Raw genomic sequence first — 21463 nt, forward strand, 5'->3', positions numbered from 1 at the left:
TTCACTGTCGTCGAACATCATTCGTTAAACCCTGGAGCTAAATTCAAATTTCCGACCCCGTAGAGTGTCGGAGTATTCTTTAACCAAAGTTGGTATTCAGTGCCTTGAAGGCTGTGTGCTTTGGAACAATCCACATGCCATTGGCGAAGCAAATACCCAGCGGTTGCCGCTCTAATCTCAACCTTTAGAACGCCACCCGTCATGCCATAGTCCAGCTCTATCGCTTCGCTGTGCTCAATACGTGGATGCGGCACTAACTCCAGCTCTACAAATCTGTTCCATTGCCGGTCTTGGGTTTCGAGCTCACTTTCTTTGATAACAGAGGGCGACAAAGTGGAATCTTCAAGCACAAACGCTGCTTTAATGCGGGTCAGTACAAAGTCACGGAACTCACCATGCTTGCGGTCAAAACCACGAACATGCCAACGCAGGCCATTATCCACCAGCGTATGCGGCACAATTTCACGCGTTGTTTCACCACTCGATAACGACACATAGGTGATACTCAAGGCTTTGCCTTTGTGTATGGCCTCGGTGACTTTCGCCACTATCGATAAACTCGGCTTATTTAGGTGATAAGGCGCTTCACAAGCCAGAGGTGGTTTTACCTTTCCAGTGAAGCCATCACCGTACCCTTGGCTAATGGTCGCCAGCGTTCTCACAACGTCATAGTCGAACAAGGGCTCAAAAGCTTCACCACGCTTATGCAATTTGAGCTTTTGGTCATACTCAATGTTGCTTGGCGCAAGCTCTCGGTATAGGGTGAAGTCTTTCGTTGCTTGTGCAGCGGCTATGCTGAAGCGATCGACTAAATCCGCCCGTACCGCCTCTCCCTTAAACAATAAGGTGAAATCGATGTGGGCAATGCGATCCCTGGTTGCTTGTGGCAACTGCGCTATCTGCGAAAGCCTATCTGGCTTCGCCACTACCGTTTGTTTCAGACCATCATTTGTCATGCGTCTTGTTTATCCAATTCAACCAGATTCTTAAAACTCTGTTTATAAAGTACGGACCGACATCGCGTAATCACATTGAATAGTGTCACTCAATGCTGCTCTTTATCCGCAATGACTAATCAATCTCTACCGGTTGAAGCTGGACAGATGGCCATAAAACACTGAATAGGCTTCAACCTAATTAATTTTATTAGGTGTCATCCTATCACAAATTATTTTGTAGGGAAGACTAAGCGGCAACTTTTTGATCTGGATTGCAATTGCTGCTCAGGTATGGGAGTGAAGACACTGTTTCATGCCATTGCTGATAGCCGCTATCAATGCGCTACCCGAACCAGTGGCACCACGATGTTACCGCGATGAGATACCCCTTTGTCCGACTCTGTAGACATCAGGACTCGTTGCTCACTCTCTCGAACACGCCTGGCAACTTCTGCCTGGGCTGGTAGCAATGGCAGCATCCCTTCAGCGATCGCGTCTGGGGCAGACTCTTGGCCACAGGACATCAAATGCTTCCATGGATCTTTAAGAAAGCGCTCGAACGTGATGCCAAATTCAATGATGCGGGCAGAGACGAAGATTTCGCCCCAGTAGTGAACTACTCGCAGCTAAAGCAGCGAGCTTCCAAGATAACCGCCTAAGCCGCTAGCTTTTCTTTTTTGACGCTTCGTTGGACACCGCTAGTCGAGCTTTTGGCTCGGCTAGTCTTACGATTGCCTCCACGTCCACTATCTGACTGAGTTCTTAGAACTCCATCGTCAGACAACACCGTTCCAGTGTCTAATATTAGATTAATTGCCCGTTTCTTAATGACCAATGATGCGTTGTTGTCTGCATTGTCAGTATTGCCACAATTGCCGCACACAAAGAGTTCTTGTGATTTTCGGTTGTCGGGGTGAGTGTGATCGCACTGAGCGCACTCCTGACTGGTATACGGAGCAGGGATTTTGAATACGGCTTTACCCGCTTGGTAAGCCTTGTATTTGGTGTAGGTTTCTATGATGTGCCAACCAACGTTCAGAATAGACTTGTTTAGCCCTGCCTTTTGTTTGGCTTTATTTGACACATATCGGCCTTGCTCGTTTTGTTTTGCCTTTGGCTTGCGCGTCATGCGTGAGGTACTTAGCGCCTCGAACACAATAACCTTAGCTTGACTATCGACTAATGAACGACTTGTTTTATGCGCAAAGTCATTACGTATGTTCGCCTTTTTAGCGTGATGCGTAGCAATACGGTGCTTAGTTTTGTTCCTGCGGTTTGAGCCTTTAGTTTGACGCGCCAACTTGCGTTGTAGTCGCTTAATGTAGCGATCAACTTTGGTCATCTTCTTTTTCTGATTGTCACAGAAGTCGAACGTCATTGAGCCAGCATGAGCAGGGATGGCAACACCACGGTCTACACCGATAACGCTTTCTTCCAGATACTCTTTTGTTGAGCCTTGCAGAAACGCCAAGTGTTCAGCATTGCTCGATAGCTCAACTTCATTCTTTCCATTCTCATAACAGAAAGACACCGTGTATTGACCGCGCTCTTTACGCACATACAGCGAATTAGGGATCTCAAACTTACGATGCGCTTTAAACGATAAATAACCAATATTATTAGTCTTAGTGCCAATAAACAGGCGTAAATTACCATCTTCACAACGGTCGAAATGGAATACTTCACGGGTAAGATAAATGCTTCCCTTGTCGGTTTTTGGCTTGCGCTTTGGCCGTCCACATGCGCCTTTCATGAACTTTTGATAGGTTTGATACCAGTTAACAGCACTATTGCGGAGTATTTGGCTAGGACACTGGTATAGCCAAGGAGATAGTTCTTTCGATTTAAACTGCGATGTCTTTTGATCAAGCGGCGCGTAAGTACCAATCGGGTAATACTTCCTTGCAAAAGTGCGGTAATACCTTTCCTCATCCACTTTGGCATTCCAAATGCTACGCGCACAGCCCATCCACTGGCTTAATACCAGTTTTTGATTGGATGTAGGGTTAGCGCGGAGCTTGATACCAGTGAGCAAAGAGTACCCCACCAATGACCTGTATGGATATACAGTATTTTATCATACTTCTTGACGTTTGCAAGTTGCTGCCTTGCAGCTAGTTACCTCTTGCTTGACTCGCCCTTGAAAGGGCGAGATTGCGCAAGCATAATGTTCAATGTAGGTGTTTTGGTACATGGAAAGATTCCTCTTGTTGGTTATATACCCTTCCTACTTGCAGCCGCAGCGGTGTTACCTGCATTCGCTCACCCCAATCACATAGAAGATCTATGCTCATGGGGACTCGCTCACTTGCCGCCTAGCTGCAACACCAAGTAGTTTGGGTATAACGTAAGTTCACTTTCCATTTTCCAGAGGTTTTCAAATATGCAAGGCTTACCTTGTAGAGAGCTACAAAGCTTTAAATCGATTGCGGGCATCTTTGTAGTCATAGTGGGCATGTTCTGAGCCACGATGATACAAATCATCCAGGTAAGTTTGTTCCTGCGGCAACTCGTCTTCGCTGATTTCGCGCCACCAATGTTTGTTGGCACCTTTAACACCGTCATGCCAGCGGTAACCACGCTCTTTTAAATAGTCCTTTACGTCAAACGGCGCACCAAACGCACGAACTAACACAGTTCGCCTGTCCGCTTCAGACAACAAGTTTGCAACGGACTCGGGCAACAAATGGAACAACCAGGCCATCGCCAAACAATCGGTCGCAGCTCGGTGTCCTTCATAAAACCAACCTAAGCGAAGCAGCAGGTACTCAAGCTTTCGACTTTCAAAACCCAGCGCCTTCCAATCTATGCCACTGGCTGAACAGGCCCAAGATAGATGGCCTAATGCAGCAAACCGCATTTCAAAGAAAGGACGATCAAACTGTGCATTGTGCGCAACCACCAACGGATCATCGGATAACCAACTCGCAACCAGTGCATCATCAATGCGCTGGCCTTGCACCATATCATCGGTAATACCGGTTAACTCGGTAATCAGCTCGGGGATTGGCTTGCCGGGATCTTCATACAAGCTGATCACATCAACAATCGACACAATCCGCTGAGCAGAGGGGCTGTAAAGCACCTTAACCATACCAAGCTCAATAATGGACTCATCATCGGCAGACAGTCCGGTTGTCTCTGTATCGAGCAGCACCATTGGCTGTTCATCACCGACCATAGGAGAAAGTTCAAGTGGCCAGGACTGCGGCTCACGCGTTAATGGAATACGCTCCAGCAATCTAAAATCTTCTGGTCTTTCTGGGATATCCGCGAGGCGCTCTAGCGGAAATGGTGCAGGGGCTCTTGTCATTGATGGTTCCTCTTCACTTCTATTGTTCGCTTTGGGTTATTTCATTGTGCCCTGTTCGTTTATAAACGCATTTGTACAAAATGCACCTTGGATACCTAAGCGTTTTTTTAATCTTTCTACTGGGTGAACCCATGTATGAAGGCTTTGGCTAAGTCTTTCAGAAAGCCTTAGCTAAACCCTTTTGGTAACCCTTACCGATACCCTTTACGTATGGCTTAGCCAACCCCTTTTGAAACGGTTGAACAAGGCTTTAACTGCGTTCGACTGAGCATTTTAATGATGCTCCTGACTTCGCTTTAAACCAGTAAATTCAATACGAAGCAGAATTTTACTAACTGTTTGTAAACCCTTTGCAAAGGGTTCAACAAGCCTTGTTTGACGGTTACTTGACCCATGCGTTAACCAGTAGCAGTAACAGGATCAGTAACAGAAACAAGAGCAGTAGGCAGAAGCAGTAATGTCCAAGCCTTGCAGGCTTTGACTAGGGCGAGCATCCCCCCACATCAAGCTTTTCAACACAAAAAAGAAATCGCCCACGACACAACGTCTTACTCGAACAACACCAGTTTTACCTACAATTTTACTTGTAGAAATCAGCATAGCATTAGATACTGTATAAACAAACAGTATTAATTATGATTTTTCGAGGTTCGTCATGAGTGTCTCACTGATAGGCCGTAGCGGCGCACTTGCCTTCATCAAAGCCAAGCGCCTTCGTATTCCATTGTTCATGGAACGTGTTTCTGCTGGTTTTCCCTCACCAGCGCAGGATTATGTTGAGCAAACGCTCGACCTTAACGAGCTTTGCATCAAGCGACCGGCTGCAACGTTCTTTGTACGTGTTGAAGGTGATTCAATGATTGATGCTGGGATTCACCCAGATGATATTTTGGTGGTTGATCGCTCTGTCCAAGCCGAACACGGTGACATTGTCATCGCTGGCATCCATGGTGAGTTCACGGTAAAGGAGCTTCAGCTGAGGCCGTGCGTCAAGCTGCTCCCAAGAAACCTGGCGTATGAGCCCATTCATATTCCTGAAGGGACAGAGTTAGAGATATTTGGTGTGGTCATCAGTGTGGTGCGAAACATGCGCCGTAAGTCGTGACTATCCTATGCCTGTATTTGCCTTGGTGGACTGCAACAATTTTTACGCCAGTTGTGAGAAGCTGTTTCGTCCTGATTTAAAAGATACGCCGGTTGTGGTGCTGTCAAACAATGACGGCTGCGTGGTAGCACGCTCGCGTGAAGCCAAGTCACTCGGTATTAAAATGGGTGTACCCGTTTTTCAGATCAAAGCTGAAATGCAGCGTCATGGCATTTTGGCTTTTTCATCCAACTATGCGCTGTATGCGGATTTGAGCAGTCGAGTGATGCGCACTTTGGAAGAGATGGCACCACGAGTAGAGGTTTACTCCATTGACGAAGCGTTTTTGGATTTAACCGGTATAGAGTCAGCCATATCTCTTGTCGAGTTCGGACAACAAGTGCGAGAGCGCATAGGTCACTGGATTGGGATCAGCGTCTGTGTAGGCATTGCACCGACTAAAACACTCGCCAAGCTGGCTAACCATGCCGCTAAGAAATATCCCGCTACTCAAGGGGTTGTAGACCTGACCAATCCAGATCGGCAACGTCGGTTGCTCGCATTAGTTCCGGTTGATGATGTTTGGGGCGTTGGTAGACGACTTTCTAAGCGTTTAAATGCGTTAGGTATCACCACAGCCTTAGACCTAGCCAATGCCTCTCCTAGAGCCATCAGAGACCAGTTCTCGGTGGTTTTAGAGAGAACCGTCAGAGAGCTCAATGGTGAGTCGTGCATTGAACTTGAAGAGATCCCGCCAACTAAGAAGCAAATCGTCTGTAGCCGTTCATTTGGCGCAAAAGTAACGCAATTTGAATTGTTACGTGAGGCCGTATGTGAATACGCAACCCGCGCCACTGAGAAGCTACGCAAAGAACAGCAGCAAGCCAAAGTGATGACCGTGTTCATACGTACCAGCCCCTTTAAGGACAACGAGCCGCAGTACAGCAACTCTGCATCGGGTGAGTTGCTGCTCCCCAGTTGCGATACGCGGGATTTTATTGAGCTGGCCAATCACTTACTCAAGCGGATTTGGAAGGATGGATTTCGCTATGCCAAAGCGGGCGTCATGCTGTCTGACTTTTACGATCCAGGCATGTTTCAACCAGGACTATTCGATGACGTATCGACCCGCTCTAATAGCCAGCAGTTAATGTCTGTATTGGACACCATTAATCAAAGCGGTGCCGGAAAGGTTTTCTTTGCTGGACAAGGTACGAAGAAAGATTGGTCGATGAAGCGAGAGCATTTGTCTCCCGCTTATACAACACGCTGGGACCAGTTACCACGAGTGAAGTAGCGCAGTTGACTCAATAGGCATTCACACTGCGACGCAGCATATTGATTTTATAAACCTGACGGCGAATATCACTTAGTAAACTTTCTTTCTCCATAGCCAGCGCTAGCTCCCATTCTTTGGCGCAACCTTTGCAATCCAAAAATGAGTATCTCATCTTCGTCTTTGAAACACGCAGTGCTTTACTAAAGACCACACGCTTGCCTCGCTGACCGTGAAAGCGGTTTAAGTACCACTCAATGCCAAAGCCATACTTAAAGTCTCTGATACGGACACCAAGCAGCCCCCAGTCTTTAAAGGGCTCATTCTCACGAACCTTGTAATGGGTAACCCAAAAGTCATCAACTTCAGCTCTTGCCAGCGCTTTTAGCCTGTCCGTTTCTTGCTGCAATAAATTTGATACTTCTGATTTCCATTGTTCATTGACGATTTCTACCAAAGCAATTTCCCCATCTAATTAAACCCAAAAGCCAAAACTACTATCCGTTTGGCTTTTGGATCGAAACGCCAAACGTAAAACTGCCGTCACAATCACTGTTTGGCGTCTCGATATAAATCAACTCGCGCAATCCCATACCTGACAAGGGATACAGCCCGATTTCACATAAAAAAGCCTGAAAAGACGAATCGCCGCGAAGCGACAAACCGTTTGGCGAATCAAGACCAGAATGCAAACTATGTTTGGCGTCTCGATTTTTTGCTTATGTCATCAGCCGCCAAACAGTGCTTATTCTCATACTTTTGCGAAAATGCAATAGGCAGATAGATGAAAGGATTTGTCACCTTTCTGCCCACCGCCAGTGCACCGAATCCTGATAATGACATTTGAGTGAACCGCCAGAGCACTTGGAAAAGCCCAAGCGTGACCAGTGCGGTTGATTGAAAACCGTTAGAGCACTTTGAGTGCACAGGAGATAAGTATGTTTGTACTAGGCGTAGATATCGGTTACTCGAACCTGAAGCTGGCAATTGGCCAATCAGGCAGTGAACCGAAAACCATTATTCTGCCTGCGGGTGCCGGTCCTGCGGATCGTATGCCAGAGCGTATCGGAGGGGGCGATGATGACACTTGTTTGTATGTATCTGTCGATAATGAGCGTTGGGCCGCTGGTGTGCCTGCTGGACGCCTTCAAGGCTGGGAACGAGAGCTTCACCCGGAGTATCCCACCACAAAAACCTATAAGGCGCTTTTTCATGCCGCCTTGTTAATGGCTGAAACAGAATCCATCGATTTGGTTGTCACTGGATTACCGGTTTCCCAGTTTCATGAACCACAACGTAAGTCTGACCTTGTGCAGCGTTTAAAAGGTGTCCATCAAGTGACGCCTAAGCGCAGCATCACAGTTCATGATGTCAAAGTGCTGCCGCAGCCTGCCGGTGCCTATATGGATCTGGTTCAAACAGGTGGAGATTTGGGCTTGATTGAAGAAGGTCGCGTCGTCGTTATAGACCCTGGCTTTTTTTCTGTTGACTGGGTTGCCCTTGAGGCCGGAGAAATTCGCTACAGCTCATCAGGAACCAGTCTTCAGGCAATGTCCGTGCTACTGGAAACCATTGATAAGCTGATTTCGGAAGATCACGGTGCCAAAGTAGGTATGGATCGACTTGAAAAAGCCATGAGAACCGGCGACTTGCAGGTTCTGCTGTTTGGAGAAAAAGTCGATATTTCACCTTATCTAAATGCTGCCATGAAAAAGGTAGCGCCTGTTGCTCTTACAGCCATGCGCCAATCTATGCGTGACGAAAGCATCAATGCAGACTTGGTATTGATCGCCGGAGGTGGAGCCTTGGCTTATAAGGAAGCGGCCAAGGAGATTTTTTCACGAAGCAAGATCATCGTCCCGGAACAGTCTGTTTTGGCGAACGTCCGAGGCTTCTGGTTTTATGGGGCCTGATCATGAGAGTTGTCGTCAACATTCCCCCAGGGAGCCACCCTGAACTGCTTAAAGAATTAGAAAAGACGCCACCACGGGAACGCGCTGAGCGTCTGCGGATGCTGGCCACCTTTGGCTTAATTCACATGAGCCAACCCAATCTATCCACGTCATCTGCACCGGTGGATGGCCATGCTCCAGAAGTTGAAATTACTTCTGTGAGTACAGCGCCAGAACCCAAAGCAGAATCACGTAAACAATCATTAAAATCAAAACTTCGGTTTGACTAATTAGGGGGGTATTTATGAAGTTGTCAGATGCAAAATGCAGAAATATCAAACCTACCGAAAAAATACAAAAATTAACCGATGGCGCAGGTCTGTATTTAGAAGTTAAACCATCAGGAGCAAAAAAATGGCGTTACCGGTATCGCATTGCTGGGAAAGAAACCATTTTTACAATTGGTGATTATCCTACAATTAGCCTTAGTGAAGCCAGAATTAAGCGCCAAGAGGCGACTGAACTAGTAAAAGAAGGTAAACATCCAACGACAATCAGACAGTCTCGAAAGGTTAACAACGAATGGGAAAGCGTTAATACCTTTCAAGCGTTGGCGCATGAGTGGATAGAAAAGAATAAGTCCAAGTGGTCCGAAAACTACAAGCGCCAGATTGAAATCAATTTACGGCGTTATGTGTTTCCGTCAATTGGCAAGCTGCCAATCAAGTCTGTTGAATCTGCCCATATTTTGGTAATTGTCCAAAAAATAGAGAAACAAGGTGTTGATAAAAGAAAAGGTAAGAAAGGATCACCGTCAATTGCATTGCTTGTAAAGCAATGGTGCGGAGCAATTTTCCGGTATGCAGTAGTAACATTAAGGGCTGAATACGATCCAGCAGCCCCCATTCAAGGAGCTATTACAAGACCGAGAGTCAGGCATCACCCTCATTTAGAAGGCCCAGAACTAAGCGGTTTTATGAGAGCGTTAAACGCCTATGAAGAACGAGGAATGCGACAAACCATAATTGCATTGAGGTTACTACTGCTTACCTTTGTTCGAAACGGCGAGCTACGTCTTGCAATTTGGGATGAGTTTGACCTAGAAAATGCGATATGGCGAATTCCTGGCGAACGTATGAAAATGCGGGAGCCCCATGTCGTACCATTATCCAAACAAGCCATGCAACTTTTAAGAGAGCTTAAAACTTTTACAGGGCCATTTGGTTTTATTTTTCCAAATCGCTCTACTGCAAATACGGCGATGAGCAACACCACGATAAATAGAGCCATAGAGTACATGGGCTATAAAGCCCGTATTACTTCGCATGGATTCAGGGGTACGGCATCAACAGTGCTTCATGAGCACGAATGGCCACACGAAATTATTGAGAGGCAACTCGCGCATGCCGAACGAAATTCTGTAGTAAAAGCTTATAACCATGCTCAGTATCTATCTAAGCGCAGAGAGATGATGCAATGGTGGGCGGATTATTTAGATGAAATCGAATCTAAGGTACTGGAGGTTGATTGATTAAGTGATGAATTTTTGCATCTTGCTGACCAGCACTGGCTATCCTAACACTTCATAATACTCCTGAATTAAACATTAGGAGTTAGTCATGGATAATCGAATTTTACGTTTACCCCAAGTCATTGAGTTAACTGGTTTCAGTCGAAGCTCAATTTATGCACTCATGAAGACTGGAGAATTTCCGCTCAACATCAAGCTTGGACAAAGGGCTGTGGGGTGGAAGGAGCAGGATATTACCAACTGGATAAATACCAGAGCATCATATACTCAACACTATGCATCCAGTAACTAAAGATAGTGCGGGTATGGCCAGAATCATACCCGCATTCATACCCGCATTCATACCCGCATTCATACCCGCAATTTATCAAGATGGTGCTAGATCGCAATAACCGCTACAGGAAAAAAACGTTTTGTAATCAACCAAATGACTTGTGACTACTGGACGTTTATACACCGCGCTAGATACTCATGCAGATTATCGATCATTAAAAGCATGTAATAAAGTACTCAAAGTAATTAGGGCCTGTCGCAGGCATATTCTAACTGAAGCCTTTGCAGGTGTCAGTGTTTTGCAGCCCAGCAAACATAAATAGACACACTAACAACCAATAACGGTTGATTTATTTTAGATCAGCCCAAGCTCTGTTGTATGGGGACACCCCAAGTCACTGAGCATTTTTATATAACGTGACGTGCATTATGCAACAGCCATTTAAGGAGTAACCTATGTTAGGCGAAGACCATTCATTAACTAAAGATTTTCCTGATTACACGCTAACTATTGCAAAACTTAATGCAAACGATGAAAACTTTGCAACCAAAGCAAAACAATACAATGAAATCGATAAAGAAATTCGAGTACTTGAGCTACAAGACTCACCCATAGATGACGAAGCCATGCAGCAGTTAAAACACGACAGAATGGTATTAAAAGATTGGCTACATCAACAATTAACGGATGCTAATTAATTGTTGTTATTTGGCGCCTATTAAATTGTAGGCGCCAGAATTGAGTGTTCACCTCCCTCTCCTACCTTTCGCTCATCTATAATTTTAACCATTATGGTGCAAAAGCATTGCTATTCGTTTAGCTTAAAGACAAGCTGTCTTTATCTAAATTAAACAACACTATTTTTTATGTCTAAATACATACTCTCGATTGACCAAGGAACGACAAGCTCTCGAGCTATTTTATACACTAAAGATGCCGAGGTTTTTGACACGGCTCAACAAACCTTCCCTCAACACTTTGTGAAAAATGGTTGGGTTGAACATGACCCTGTAGATATTTGGCAAACCGTATTAAGCAGCGTTAAAAACGTATTATCGCAGCAACAAGTCACTGCCGCCGACATTATTACCATTGGCATTGCTAACCAACGAGAAACCACCTTAGTGTGGAATAAAAAAACCGGGCAACCTATCTACAATGCGATTGTGTGGCAAGACCGACGCACCAGTGAATATTGCGATAGTTTACGTCATGCTGGGCATACACAAATGGTGAATGATAAAACCGGTTTAGTGCTCGATCCTTACTTTTCTGCAACCAAAATTCGTTGGATTTTAGATAACGTCAAAGGCGCTAAAGAGCAAGCACACGCAGGTGAACTAGCATTTGGTACGATAGATACCTACTTGCTATGGCAACTCACTAACGGTAAAGCTCACAAAACCGATGCTACCAATGCCTCTCGTACATTACTGTTTAACATTCATCAGCAATGCTGGGATGAAGACTTACTCGCCTTATTTGATATTCCAGCGTCGATGCTACCTGAGGTAATGGACTCAGCGGCTGACTTTGGGGTGACTGCAAGCGAGCTATTTGGTGGTGAAATTCCAATTTGCGGTATAGCAGGCGATCAACAAGCCGCCTTAATTGGTCAAGCTTGTTTTGAAGAAGGAATGGCAAAAAGTACTTACGGAACGGGCTGCTTTTTAATGCTTAACACTGGTGATAAAGCACTAAAATCAAATAATCGTTTATTAACCACTCTTGCGTATCGGCTCAACGGCAAACCCACCTATGCGATTGAAGGCAGTATTTTTATGGCTGGTGCCACCATGCAGTGGATAGTAGAAGGCTTAAAGTTATTAGAAAACGCGGGAGAAAGTGAAGCTCTCGTCAAAGATGTTCCCTTGGATCATGGGGTATTCTTGGTTCCCTCGTTTACAGGCTTAGGTGCGCCCTATTGGGATGCAAATGCCCGAGGCGCAATTTTGGGCCTAACCCGAGACTCAGGCATTAGCACTATTGTTGCAGCTGCCTTGCAGTCGGTGGGTTATCAAACCAAAGATCTACAAAAAGCCATGGAAGGCGACGGACTCCGCCCTAGTATTCTAAGAGTTGATGGCGGCATGGCAAACAATAATTGGGCAATGGCGTTTTTAGCCAATATTTTAGGCGCAAGCGTTGAGCGCCCCACTCTAACCGAAACCACTTCGTTAGGGGTTGCTTACTTAGCCGGTTTGCAAACTGGGGTGTATGAATCAACTGCGCAGCTTGCCAGCATGTGGAAAAGCGATCGTCGCTTTGAACCAACCATGAGCAGTGAAGAGCGCAACGATTTATACGCAAAGTGGCTACATTGCATTGCACAAGTTAGACTTTCTAATAGCAATGACGGCGAGAGTGAGTAAAATCTATGAGCGCACACGACAACGAATATGACTTACTCATTATTGGCGGCGGTATTAATGGCGCTGGCATTGCTGCCGATGCCAGTGGTCGCGGTTTAAAAGTATTATTGTGTGAGCAAAACGATTTAGCCTCAGCCACCTCCTCTAATAGCAGCAAGCTTATTCATGGCGGGCTACGCTATTTAGAGAATTATCAATTTAGATTGGTAAGAGAGGCATTACGTGAACGTGAAGTGCTATTAAAAAAAGCGCCGCATATTATGTGGCCGCTTTCTTTTAGGCTACCGCACCAAGCACACTTACGTCCTTCTTGGATGATTCGTGTGGGGTTATTTATTTACGATCACCTAGCAAAACGTGACACCTTACCTGCCTCAAAAACGATTGAATTTGACACCAATAGTATACTTAACAACAGTATAACCCATGGCTTTGAATACGCTGATGGGTGGGTTGATGACGCGCGTTTAGTGATTTTAAACGCCCAAGCGGCTCATAATTTAGGCGCCACCATTGCAACACGCACCCGCTGCATTAAAGCAACGCGTAACGCAGATTATTGGGATGTGATTTTAGAGCAGCAAGCCAGCAAGCAGCACCTAAATATAAAGGCAAAAAGTGTTGTAAATGCCGCAGGCCCATGGGTCGCGTCATTATTTGAAGATGTATTTACCCAGCCCACACCGCACACTATTCGCCTTGTGAAAGGCAGTCATATTGTAGTGCCCCGACTCCACAATGAGCCAGTTGCCTATATTTTACAAAATGAAGATAACCGCATTGTATTTGTCATTCCTTATGAGCAAGATTACTCACTGATTGGCACCACTGATGAAGAGTACACCGGCGATATTGCTGATGTAAAAATTAGTGAGCAAGAAATACAGTATCTCATCAGTATCACTAACCATTACTTTAAAAACACAATAAGCGCGGCCGATATTGTGCACAGCTTTAGTGGGGTGCGGCCACTATTAGATGACAAATCAACAGATGCCCAAGCGGTGACCCGCGATTACAAACTGATATTAAATAATGAAGCTGATTATGCTCCATTATTAAGTGTGTTTGGTGGCAAAATTACCACTTATAGAAAGCTTGCAGAAAATGCCGTCAATAAATTAGTGCCTTTTTACCCAAAGATGAGTGGCTCGTGGACGAAAGATGCCCCTTTACCAGGCGGCGACTTTAGTAACCAAACATACCTTATCGCTCAGTTAGAAAGTAGCTACCCTTGGCTGGCAATCGACACCTTAAAACGTATGGTTCGCAGCTATGGCACGCTTAGTTATCAATTACTGGGGAACAGCCAAGCAATCGGCGATTTAGGTTATCACTTTGGTCATGGTCTGTATGCGCAAGAAGTTGATTACTTAGTAAACCATGAATGGGCAAGAACCAGCGCAGATATACTTTGGCGACGAACAAAGCTTGGGCTGCGCTTTTCAGAAAAACAAGTCATTGCCTTGGGGCAATATTTAACTAAACATCCAGCTTGTCATAGTTAAGCTGCGATTAACTAACTGCTACAAGGTGCTGTGTTAATGCGGCTTTTTCATCAGTCGAAAGTGGTTGCTTTGTTTTACTAACAAAGTCATAACGTACCATCACCGTTTTACCAATGGCGCAGCACTTATCTTGCTGCCATGCTTCTTGGCGGATCACAAATGAACTATTGCCAATCTGCTCTATGCTGGTGTTAATTGTCACCTCATGGGCATAAAATAGTTCGCCAACAAACGACACTTCTACTTTAGCAATGATTAACTTCCAGTTGTGTGGATTTAGATCAGGCGTAAAAAATTTAAAAATAGGTACTCGGGCCGCTTCAAACCATACGGGGAGTACGGTATTGTTGATGTGTCCGAGTGCATCCGTTTCGCTAAAACGCGGCATCACTTTTTCAGTAAACATAATAATCCAATAATAATTAAACAGGTAACTCATGACGGACTTTATCCGCGTGTATGACAACGCGCTCAGTAATGAATTTTGCGATAACTTTATCACTACCTTTTCTCAAAGCCCGCATATTAAACAAGGGATGACATCGGGCGGTGTTGACCTTAATAAAAAAGATAGCCACGACTTATACTTAAACAATCATCCTGAATACGCAGAACAATTAAAACATATTCAACAAACCACTGCACAGTATGTTTTCAACTACATTGAAGAACATATTTTTATGATGATTGGGGCATTTGGTTTAAAGGTATATCACCCAAAAACAGGACAACCGGTTGATTTAACTCACGCCAACTATGACGAGGTAGGTAAACCACAACTCCCCTTATTGGTGCAGCAAATTTTTAGACTCGGTAATATTCAAGCGCAAAAATACGAAGTAAATAAAGGCGGTTATCCGTATTGGCACAGTGAGGTGTATCCGCAGCTACAGCATAATGAAGCACTGCATCGGGTGTTGTTATTTATGTTTTATTTAAATGATGTTGAAGAAGGCGGAGAAACCGAGTTTTATTATCAAAATCGTAAAATAGCCCCTAAAAAAGGCAGTATGGTGGTTGCCCCAGGCTACTTTACCCATACACATAGAGGCAATAAGCCAGTATCAAACGATAAGTATATTTTAACCTCATGGGTTTTGTTTAATCGAGCAGAGCAAATTTATGGAACGCCACAAAGCTAGGTAATTAGCCAATAAAAAAGCCATAAGTAATTTTTACTTATGGCTTTAAAAAGTGTTGAATAAATAAGGGTTAACCTAGCAGCTCATCAAACAAATTAAAGAGCGTGTCCATCTCTTCGATGGTGTTGTAGTGCATACAACCAATGCGTACTACGCCGCCCTTATCAAGCACACCCAGTTGTTTGCATAAACCTTGGGCGTAAAAATTACCATCCCATACACATACATGTTGTTTACCCAAAAATTCAGACACTTGGCGAGGCTCTAACCCTTCAAAGGTCAGTGCGAACGTAGGGGTACGCTCACTCAAACGCTCTAAATCGTCTATACCAAACAACTTAATTTTTGGATAGTTAACTAGACGCGTTAAAAAGTATTCACTCAATGCCATTTCATGTTGTTTTGTTTTAGCAAACGCAACACGTAATTTTTCTCGGCGTGAGTGACTGTCATCAAGTTCGCTAATCGCCGCTATGTAATCAACCGCCGCAATAAAGCCTGCAAGTGCCTCAAAACTTTGTGTGCCGGTTTCCCAGCGACCTGGTGCAACATCTTTTGCTGGCTCTACTTTATAAGGTGTAAACCCTTCTAAGTGCTCAGTTTTACCATAAACCATGCCTAAGTGCGGGCCAAAAAACTTATATGCAGAACAAGCTAAAAAGTCGCAATCTAACGCTTGTACATCAATCAGTTCATGTGGCGCATAATGCACCGCATCAACATACACCAACGCACCCACATTATGAGCAAGCTCTATAATACGTTTAATGTCGTTAATTGATCCCGTGGTGTTTGAGGCATACGTAACGGCAACTAATTTAGTATTACTGTTTAATAGGCTTTCAAAATGCGCCATATCTAAACTGCAGTCGGCTTCATTAACCAGTGCAGTATTAACCACAACGCCCTTATCTTCAGCGGCTTGCTGCCAAGACGATACATTTGAAAAATGATCAGCATTGGTCACTATAATTTCATCATCTGCTTGCCAATTGCGTGAAATTGCTCGGCTAAAGCTAAATGTTAGGCTAGTCATATTAGGGCCAAACACAATATTTTGTGCACTGGGCGCATTTAACAAATCAGCCGCCGCTTGACGCGCATTCGCCATCAGCTCAACCGTTTTGTCACTTGAGAAAAACGCACCGCCCAAGTTTGAATTGTAATGCCCTAAATAAGCGGTCATGGCACTGAGTACCGACTGGGGTACTTGTGAGCCACCTGGCCCATCTAAAAACACCGGTGACTTGCCATCAACAGTTTGCATTAAAGCAGGAAATTGCGCGCGCAATTGCATTAAATTCATTTTATTTCTCTTAAGCAGTTAGTACAAAGCAATCCAGGTAACCTGGTTTGTTAGCATCAATTTTGTTCATTGGCGTGGCGTTATGCCATACCTGACGGTCATTAATTAGTGCAAACATGCCGTCTTTTATTTCCATTTTAAAACACGGTTCAGCTTGTTGGTTTTCATAAACCAATAGCTCACCACCTTCTAAATTTTCATGAGAAACACCACATACACACACATGGTCAAACCCATCTTGATGCACACCTTCTGGAGCTGCTGGCGTATCGCTATCAATGGCAAGCATTCTAAATTGGTGAATTTCAATATCACGCTCTGCGTCAATGCCGGTGATCGCTGCAAATTCGCTAACAATGCTTTTCATACCCTCAGACTCAAGCAAGCTTTGCTCTAAGTTTTCGTAAGTACGCTCAACATTACCTTGAAAGGTATTAATTGAATCGTCTTGCACAAACGCTTTGGTCGCTTGAAGATTAAGCTCACCATTTTGTAATTTAACCACTGAATAACGGCGTTTACGAAACGCACCATCTGCATAAGGATTTGCAGGTAAGTTATCAAAAGAAGGCTTAACCAAATCAATATTGGCTTGGTTAATAAAACGAAGTTGCAGTAAATTCTGGTTGTTTAATGCGGTCATAAAATCCTGCTTATAATAATGATAATATTGTCGAGGATTTTAATGCATATAGAGAGGATTTTTTGCTTTATTAACCATATCAATGACGACATTTAACGAAAGTTAATACAATCATGCAACGAATTAAGCATTATCTATCTAATATTTTATTTGGACAATAAAAAACCCGCCGAAGCGAGTTTTTTAAACACACTCTATAAATTATACAGCTTGCTGAATAATTACGTTGTCTGCCTTTTTAGTGTACTGAGGCATACGGTGGAAGTTCAAGTAACGGTAGGTATCTGCTGCCGTTGCATTGATCTTCGCTGCGTATTCTTGGTACTCAGCGGGTGTAGGTAATTTACCTAAAATTGCTGCTACTGCTGCCAGCTCTGCTGATGCTAAGAATACGTTTGCCCCTGTACCTAAACGGTTAGGGAAGTTACGTGTAGAAGTAGACACAACCGTTGCTTTGTCCGCAACACGTGCTTGGTTACCCATACACAGTGAACACCCTGGCGTTTCAATACGTGCACCAACACGACCAAAAATACCGTAGTAACCTTCGTCTGTAAGTTGGTCTTTATCCATTTTCGTTGGTGGAGCAACCCAAAGCTGTGTTGGGATACGCCCTTTAAAGCCATCGAGTAATTTACCTGCAGCACGGAAGTGACCAATATTAGTCATACAAGAACCGATAAATACTTCATCGATTTTCTCGCCTGTCACATCAGAAAGTAGGCGTGCATCATCAGGATCATTTGGCGCACACAGTACTGGCTCTTTAATCTCAGCAAGGTCGATTTCAAGTACGTGTTTGTACTCTGCGTCTTTATCAGCTTCCATTAGCTCTGGGTTTGCTAACCAGTCTTGCATTGCAGTAACACGACGTTCAATCGTACGTACATCGCCGTAACCTTCAGAAATCATCCACTTAAGCATAACAATATTTGACTCAAGGTATTCGCTGATAGACTCTTTAGAAAGCTTAACAGTACAGCCAGCAGCTGAACGCTCTGCAGATGCATCGGATAGCTCAAACGCTTGCTCAACCGTTAAGTGCTCAACCCCTTCAATTTCTAGTATGCGACCAGAGAATTCGTTGATTTTACCTTTCTTCTCAACCGTTAATAGGCCTTCTTTGATACCGAAGTAAGGGATAGCATGTACAAGATCACGTAAAGTGATACCCGGTTGCATTTCACCTTTAAAACGAACCAAAATTGATTCAGGCATATCTAGTGGCATTACACCCGTTGCAGCTGCGAACGCTACCGCCCCCGAACCTGCTGGGAATGAAATACCTAATGGGAAACGTGTATGTGAATCACCACCCGTACCTACGGTATCTGGTAATAACATACGGTTTAACCATGAGTGAATTACACCATCACCAGGGCGAAGCGATACACCGCCACGATTCATAATAAAATCAGGAAGCGTATGGTGCGTGTTTACATCGATTGGCTTAGGGTAAGCGGATGTATGACAAAAAGACTGCATTGTTAAATCTGCAGAGAAACCTAAACAGGCTAAGTCTTTAAGCTCATCACGCGTCATAGGACCTGTTGTATCTTGCGAGCCAACCGTGGTCATTTTAGGTTCACAGTATTGGCCTGGGCGAATACCGGCAACGTTACATGCTTTACCAACCATTTTTTGCGCAAGCGTAAAGCCTTTGTCTGATACTTCAGTCACTGCTGGTACTTTAAATACGTCAGTTGCGCCTAAACCTAATGATGTACGTGCTTTGTCTGTAAGACCACGACCAATGATCAATGGAATACGACCACCAGCACGAACTTCGTCTAAAATTACCTCTGATTTAAGTTCAAATGTAGAGATCACATCATCAGTACCATGACGTTTCACAACACCTTCATAAGGGTAGATGTCGATTTGGTCACCCATGTTGAATTCATCAACATTTAATTCGATTGGTAACGCACCCGAGTCTTCCATTGTATTGAAAAAAATAGGCGCAATCTTGTTACCTAAACATACACCACCCACGCGCTTGTTTGGTACGAATGGGATATCATCCCCCATAAACCAAAGCACAGAGTTTGTTGCAGACTTACGCGAAGAGCCTGTACCAACAACGTCACCTACGTAAGCAAGTGGTAAGCCTTTAGTTTTTAATTCTTCAAGCTGAGTGATTGGACCTACTTCACCGTCTTTGTCAGGGTTAATACCATCACGCTCATTTTTAAGCATGGCTAATGCATGAAGCGGAATATCAGGACGTGACCATGCATCTGGTGCTGGTGATAAATCATCGGTGTTTGTCTCGCCAGTGACTTTAAATACCGTAACAGAGATTTTTTCAGCAACGGCTGGCTTATTGATAAACCATTCTGCCGCAGCCCAAGACTCTATAATTTGCTTGGCGTATGCATTACCTGCTTTTGCTTTTTCTTCTACATCGTAGAACGCATCAAACATTAATAATGTGTTCGAAAGGCCTTTTACTACAATTGGCGCTAACGCTTCGTCATCAAGTAGTTCAACCATTGGCGCAATATTGTAGCCACCGAGCATAGTACCTAGTAACTCAGCTGCTTTTTCTTTAGAAATCAACGGAGAAACAGCTTCACCTTTAGCAACAGCCGCTAAAAATCCTGCTTTAATGTAGGCTGCATCATCAACACCTGGTGGTACGCGGTTGATCAGTAGTTCTAGGATGAACTCTTCTTCACCTGCCGGTGGCGTTTTAATTAGCTCAATAAGATCAGCCGTCTGCTGAGCATCTAATGGCGCTGGTACGATACCTAACGCGGCACGTTCTTCTACGTGTTTACGATATTCTTGTAGCACAGTATTGCCCTCTTGGTGACGTTAAAGTATTCGGTGGTGTTTACTAAACACACCATAACCCAATACTTATAGTATTCTATCTGCCGATTATAAAGCTTTTGTGCATAGATTAAAATCCATCCAGTTAGGCAACTAGTTATACCGATTATTAATAATATGAATAGTGAACAAAGTAAAACCAACTCCCATGAATACCTATTAAGCAGCCATAAAAAAACCCAGCCTAAGCTGGGTTTTTACTCAATAATGAGACTATTAACGTAATACTTTTACACGTTTAATAGATTTTACGTGTGCTTCAACGCGGCGGTTTTCAGCATGCGCTTTTGCCGTATTCGCTTCATTTTTAAGGCGTTCTTCACCTAAACCTGCCGTTGTAATGCGATCTTCTGCAATACCATCAGCAATTAGCTTTTTAGCTACTGCATCAGCACGTTTTTTAGATAACCATTTATTGTAAGACGCTTTACCTACTGCAGACGTATGACCTTCAAGAAGCACTGTTGTATCTGGGTACTCTTTTAAGAAAGTCGCTACTTCATCAATATCATTTAAGTACTGCTGTGAAACTGACGAGTCATTGTTAGGGAATGTTACTAACAAGCTTACTGTTACTTCAGTATCTTCATAAAGTGTACAACCATCGCTACCAACAGCATCTGTCATAGGTGTATTGGCACATTTATCATCTACATCAGGAATGCTGTCTTTATCTGTATCAGCAAGTGCTACCGGCACAGGAACAATTTCTGGCTCTGGCTGTGGTGCAGGCTCAACCGGTGCTACTGGCGCCGATTTTTGACCAAAGAAGTAGTTTATACCTAATTTAGCGCCAACATCTGTGTAGCCTTTGTCTAAACCTTGGTAAACACTGGTTTCAGCATTAACAAAAAAGTTGTCTGTAACAAAGTGTCGGTAACCTACACCTGCGTTTACAAACGTGTTGTCATCAACAACATCAATATCTTTCAGACCAAATAAACCGTAGAAAGGACCGCCACCAAAGTGGTAAAGTGCATCGATACCGTAACGTTCGCCGTCAATATCGTTGCGGTTGTTCAATACTTTGTCGTGAGCATTAAAGTCTAGGTCTGCGTACTCTAAACGCGCACTCCAGTAATCATTAAAGCGGTAGCCTAATTCAGCACCCCAGCCTGTTGACTCATTAACGTCAAGGCCAGCTTGCTCACGCATGTTTTTCCACGAAGCATCGTAATAATCGCCGAATGCACCGATGTAAAAGCCTTCTTGCTCGGCTGCGAAAGTAGATGCGCTAGTTGCAGCTAACGCAATAGCCATTGTAAGTGATTTTAATTTCATTGTTTTCTTCCCATTTTAACAACTAAAAATGTAGCTAAGCATTGCTAGCTCTTCTAACTTACCTA

Annotated in this window: 20 protein-coding genes; 10 read left to right on the forward strand and 10 right to left on the reverse strand. The window is 44.1% G+C overall.

The features are described from left to right. Nucleotides 1-17: 17 nt before the first annotated feature. From A9479_RS09260 to A9479_RS09275, 4 genes are all read right to left on the reverse strand, one after another. The gene (locus A9479_RS09260; protein ID WP_064663266.1) at nucleotides 18-956 is read right to left on the reverse strand and encodes a WYL domain-containing protein; all 939 of its coding nucleotides are present in this window, start codon (nucleotides 954-956) and stop codon (nucleotides 18-20) included. 317 nt (nucleotides 957-1273) lie between these two features. Further along, nucleotides 1274-1564 (reverse strand): hypothetical protein, encoded by a 291-nt coding sequence (locus tag A9479_RS09265; RefSeq protein WP_064663267.1) that lies wholly within the window; start codon nucleotides 1562-1564, stop codon nucleotides 1274-1276. Between the two features lie 29 nt (nucleotides 1565-1593). Continuing rightward, complete coding sequence (locus A9479_RS09270; RefSeq protein ID WP_231893558.1) at nucleotides 1594-2985, reverse strand: transposase; 1392 nt, start codon at nucleotides 2983-2985, stop codon at nucleotides 1594-1596. Nucleotides 2986-3345: 360 nt separating this feature from the next. Continuing rightward, nucleotides 3346-4251, reverse strand: coding sequence for a 3'-5' exonuclease (locus A9479_RS09275; protein ID WP_064663268.1), 906 nt, complete (start codon nucleotides 4249-4251; stop codon nucleotides 3346-3348). A 655-nt stretch (nucleotides 4252-4906) separates the two neighbouring features. On the opposite strand from A9479_RS09275, the gene umuD reads away from it, so the two are divergent. Together umuD and umuC are read left to right on the forward strand one after the other, a co-directional pair. Next, nucleotides 4907-5356, forward strand: a complete 450-nt coding sequence (gene umuD / locus A9479_RS09280) for a translesion error-prone DNA polymerase V autoproteolytic subunit (protein ID WP_064663269.1) — start codon at nucleotides 4907-4909, stop codon at nucleotides 5354-5356. Nucleotides 5357-5363: 7 nt separating this feature from the next. Continuing rightward, nucleotides 5364-6632, forward strand: coding sequence for a translesion error-prone DNA polymerase V subunit UmuC (gene umuC / locus A9479_RS09285; RefSeq protein WP_064663270.1), 1269 nt, complete (start codon nucleotides 5364-5366; stop codon nucleotides 6630-6632). 10 nt (nucleotides 6633-6642) lie between these two features. Here umuC and mobI read toward each other — a convergent pair whose 3' ends face one another. Further along, on the reverse strand, nucleotides 6643-7068 hold the full coding sequence (mobI, locus tag A9479_RS09290) for a conjugative transfer protein MobI(A/C) (RefSeq protein WP_064663271.1): 426 nt from the start codon (nucleotides 7066-7068) through the stop codon (nucleotides 6643-6645). A gap of 481 nt (nucleotides 7069-7549) precedes the next feature. Between mobI and A9479_RS09295 the strand changes: the two genes are divergently transcribed. From A9479_RS09295 to glpD, 7 genes are all read left to right on the forward strand, one after another. Then, nucleotides 7550-8524, forward strand: coding sequence for a ParM/StbA family protein (locus A9479_RS09295; RefSeq protein ID WP_025441391.1), 975 nt, complete (start codon nucleotides 7550-7552; stop codon nucleotides 8522-8524). A gap of 125 nt (nucleotides 8525-8649) precedes the next feature. Further along, nucleotides 8650-8793 carry a hypothetical protein gene (locus tag A9479_RS19935; RefSeq protein ID WP_197487251.1) on the forward strand — a complete coding sequence of 48 codons (144 nt, stop codon included), beginning with the start codon at nucleotides 8650-8652 and terminating at the stop codon, nucleotides 8791-8793. 14 nt (nucleotides 8794-8807) lie between these two features. Beyond that, nucleotides 8808-10034, forward strand: a complete 1227-nt coding sequence (locus tag A9479_RS09305; RefSeq protein WP_064663273.1) for an integrase arm-type DNA-binding domain-containing protein — start codon at nucleotides 8808-8810, stop codon at nucleotides 10032-10034. A gap of 88 nt (nucleotides 10035-10122) precedes the next feature. After that, the gene (locus tag A9479_RS09310) at nucleotides 10123-10326 is read left to right on the forward strand and encodes an AlpA family transcriptional regulator (protein WP_055647226.1); all 204 of its coding nucleotides are present in this window, start codon (nucleotides 10123-10125) and stop codon (nucleotides 10324-10326) included. 437 nt (nucleotides 10327-10763) lie between these two features. Beyond that, a complete protein-coding gene (locus tag A9479_RS09315; protein WP_064663274.1) occupies nucleotides 10764-11006 on the forward strand; it encodes a YdcH family protein in 243 nt (80 codons plus the stop codon). A 168-nt stretch (nucleotides 11007-11174) separates the two neighbouring features. Beyond that, complete coding sequence (gene glpK, locus A9479_RS09320; RefSeq protein ID WP_064663275.1) at nucleotides 11175-12680, forward strand: glycerol kinase GlpK; 1506 nt, start codon at nucleotides 11175-11177, stop codon at nucleotides 12678-12680. 5 nt (nucleotides 12681-12685) lie between these two features. Then, the gene (gene glpD / locus A9479_RS09325) at nucleotides 12686-14188 is read left to right on the forward strand and encodes a glycerol-3-phosphate dehydrogenase (protein WP_064663276.1); all 1503 of its coding nucleotides are present in this window, start codon (nucleotides 12686-12688) and stop codon (nucleotides 14186-14188) included. Nucleotides 14189-14195: 7 nt separating this feature from the next. On the opposite strand, the gene A9479_RS09330 is transcribed toward glpD, so the two are convergent. Then, a complete protein-coding gene (locus A9479_RS09330; protein WP_024602231.1) occupies nucleotides 14196-14594 on the reverse strand; it encodes a thioesterase family protein in 399 nt (132 codons plus the stop codon). A gap of 31 nt (nucleotides 14595-14625) precedes the next feature. Between A9479_RS09330 and A9479_RS09335 the strand changes: the two genes are divergently transcribed. Beyond that, on the forward strand, nucleotides 14626-15330 hold the full coding sequence (locus tag A9479_RS09335) for a 2OG-Fe(II) oxygenase (RefSeq protein WP_024602232.1): 705 nt from the start codon (nucleotides 14626-14628) through the stop codon (nucleotides 15328-15330). Nucleotides 15331-15400: 70 nt separating this feature from the next. Here the strand turns inward: A9479_RS09335 and A9479_RS09340 are convergent, their stop codons facing one another. The 4 genes from A9479_RS09340 to A9479_RS09355 form a co-directional block, all read right to left on the reverse strand. Then, on the reverse strand, nucleotides 15401-16636 hold the full coding sequence (locus tag A9479_RS09340) for a cysteine desulfurase-like protein (RefSeq protein ID WP_064663277.1): 1236 nt from the start codon (nucleotides 16634-16636) through the stop codon (nucleotides 15401-15403). Nucleotides 16637-16646: 10 nt separating this feature from the next. Next, on the reverse strand, nucleotides 16647-17279 hold the full coding sequence (locus A9479_RS09345; protein WP_013463817.1) for a 2OG-Fe dioxygenase family protein: 633 nt from the start codon (nucleotides 17277-17279) through the stop codon (nucleotides 16647-16649). Between the two features lie 201 nt (nucleotides 17280-17480). Continuing rightward, nucleotides 17481-20078 (reverse strand): bifunctional aconitate hydratase 2/2-methylisocitrate dehydratase, encoded by a 2598-nt coding sequence (gene acnB / locus A9479_RS09350; protein ID WP_028835937.1) that lies wholly within the window; start codon nucleotides 20076-20078, stop codon nucleotides 17481-17483. 255 nt (nucleotides 20079-20333) lie between these two features. Next, nucleotides 20334-21398: an OmpA family protein gene (locus tag A9479_RS09355; RefSeq protein WP_013463815.1), complete on the reverse strand. Its 1065-nt coding sequence runs from the start codon at nucleotides 21396-21398 to the stop codon at nucleotides 20334-20336. Nucleotides 21399-21463 lie beyond the last annotated feature (65 nt).

The organism is Pseudoalteromonas sp. MQS005, assembly GCF_001661605.1.
GTDB classification, from domain to species: Bacteria; Pseudomonadota; Gammaproteobacteria; order Enterobacterales; family Alteromonadaceae; genus Pseudoalteromonas; species Pseudoalteromonas tetraodonis.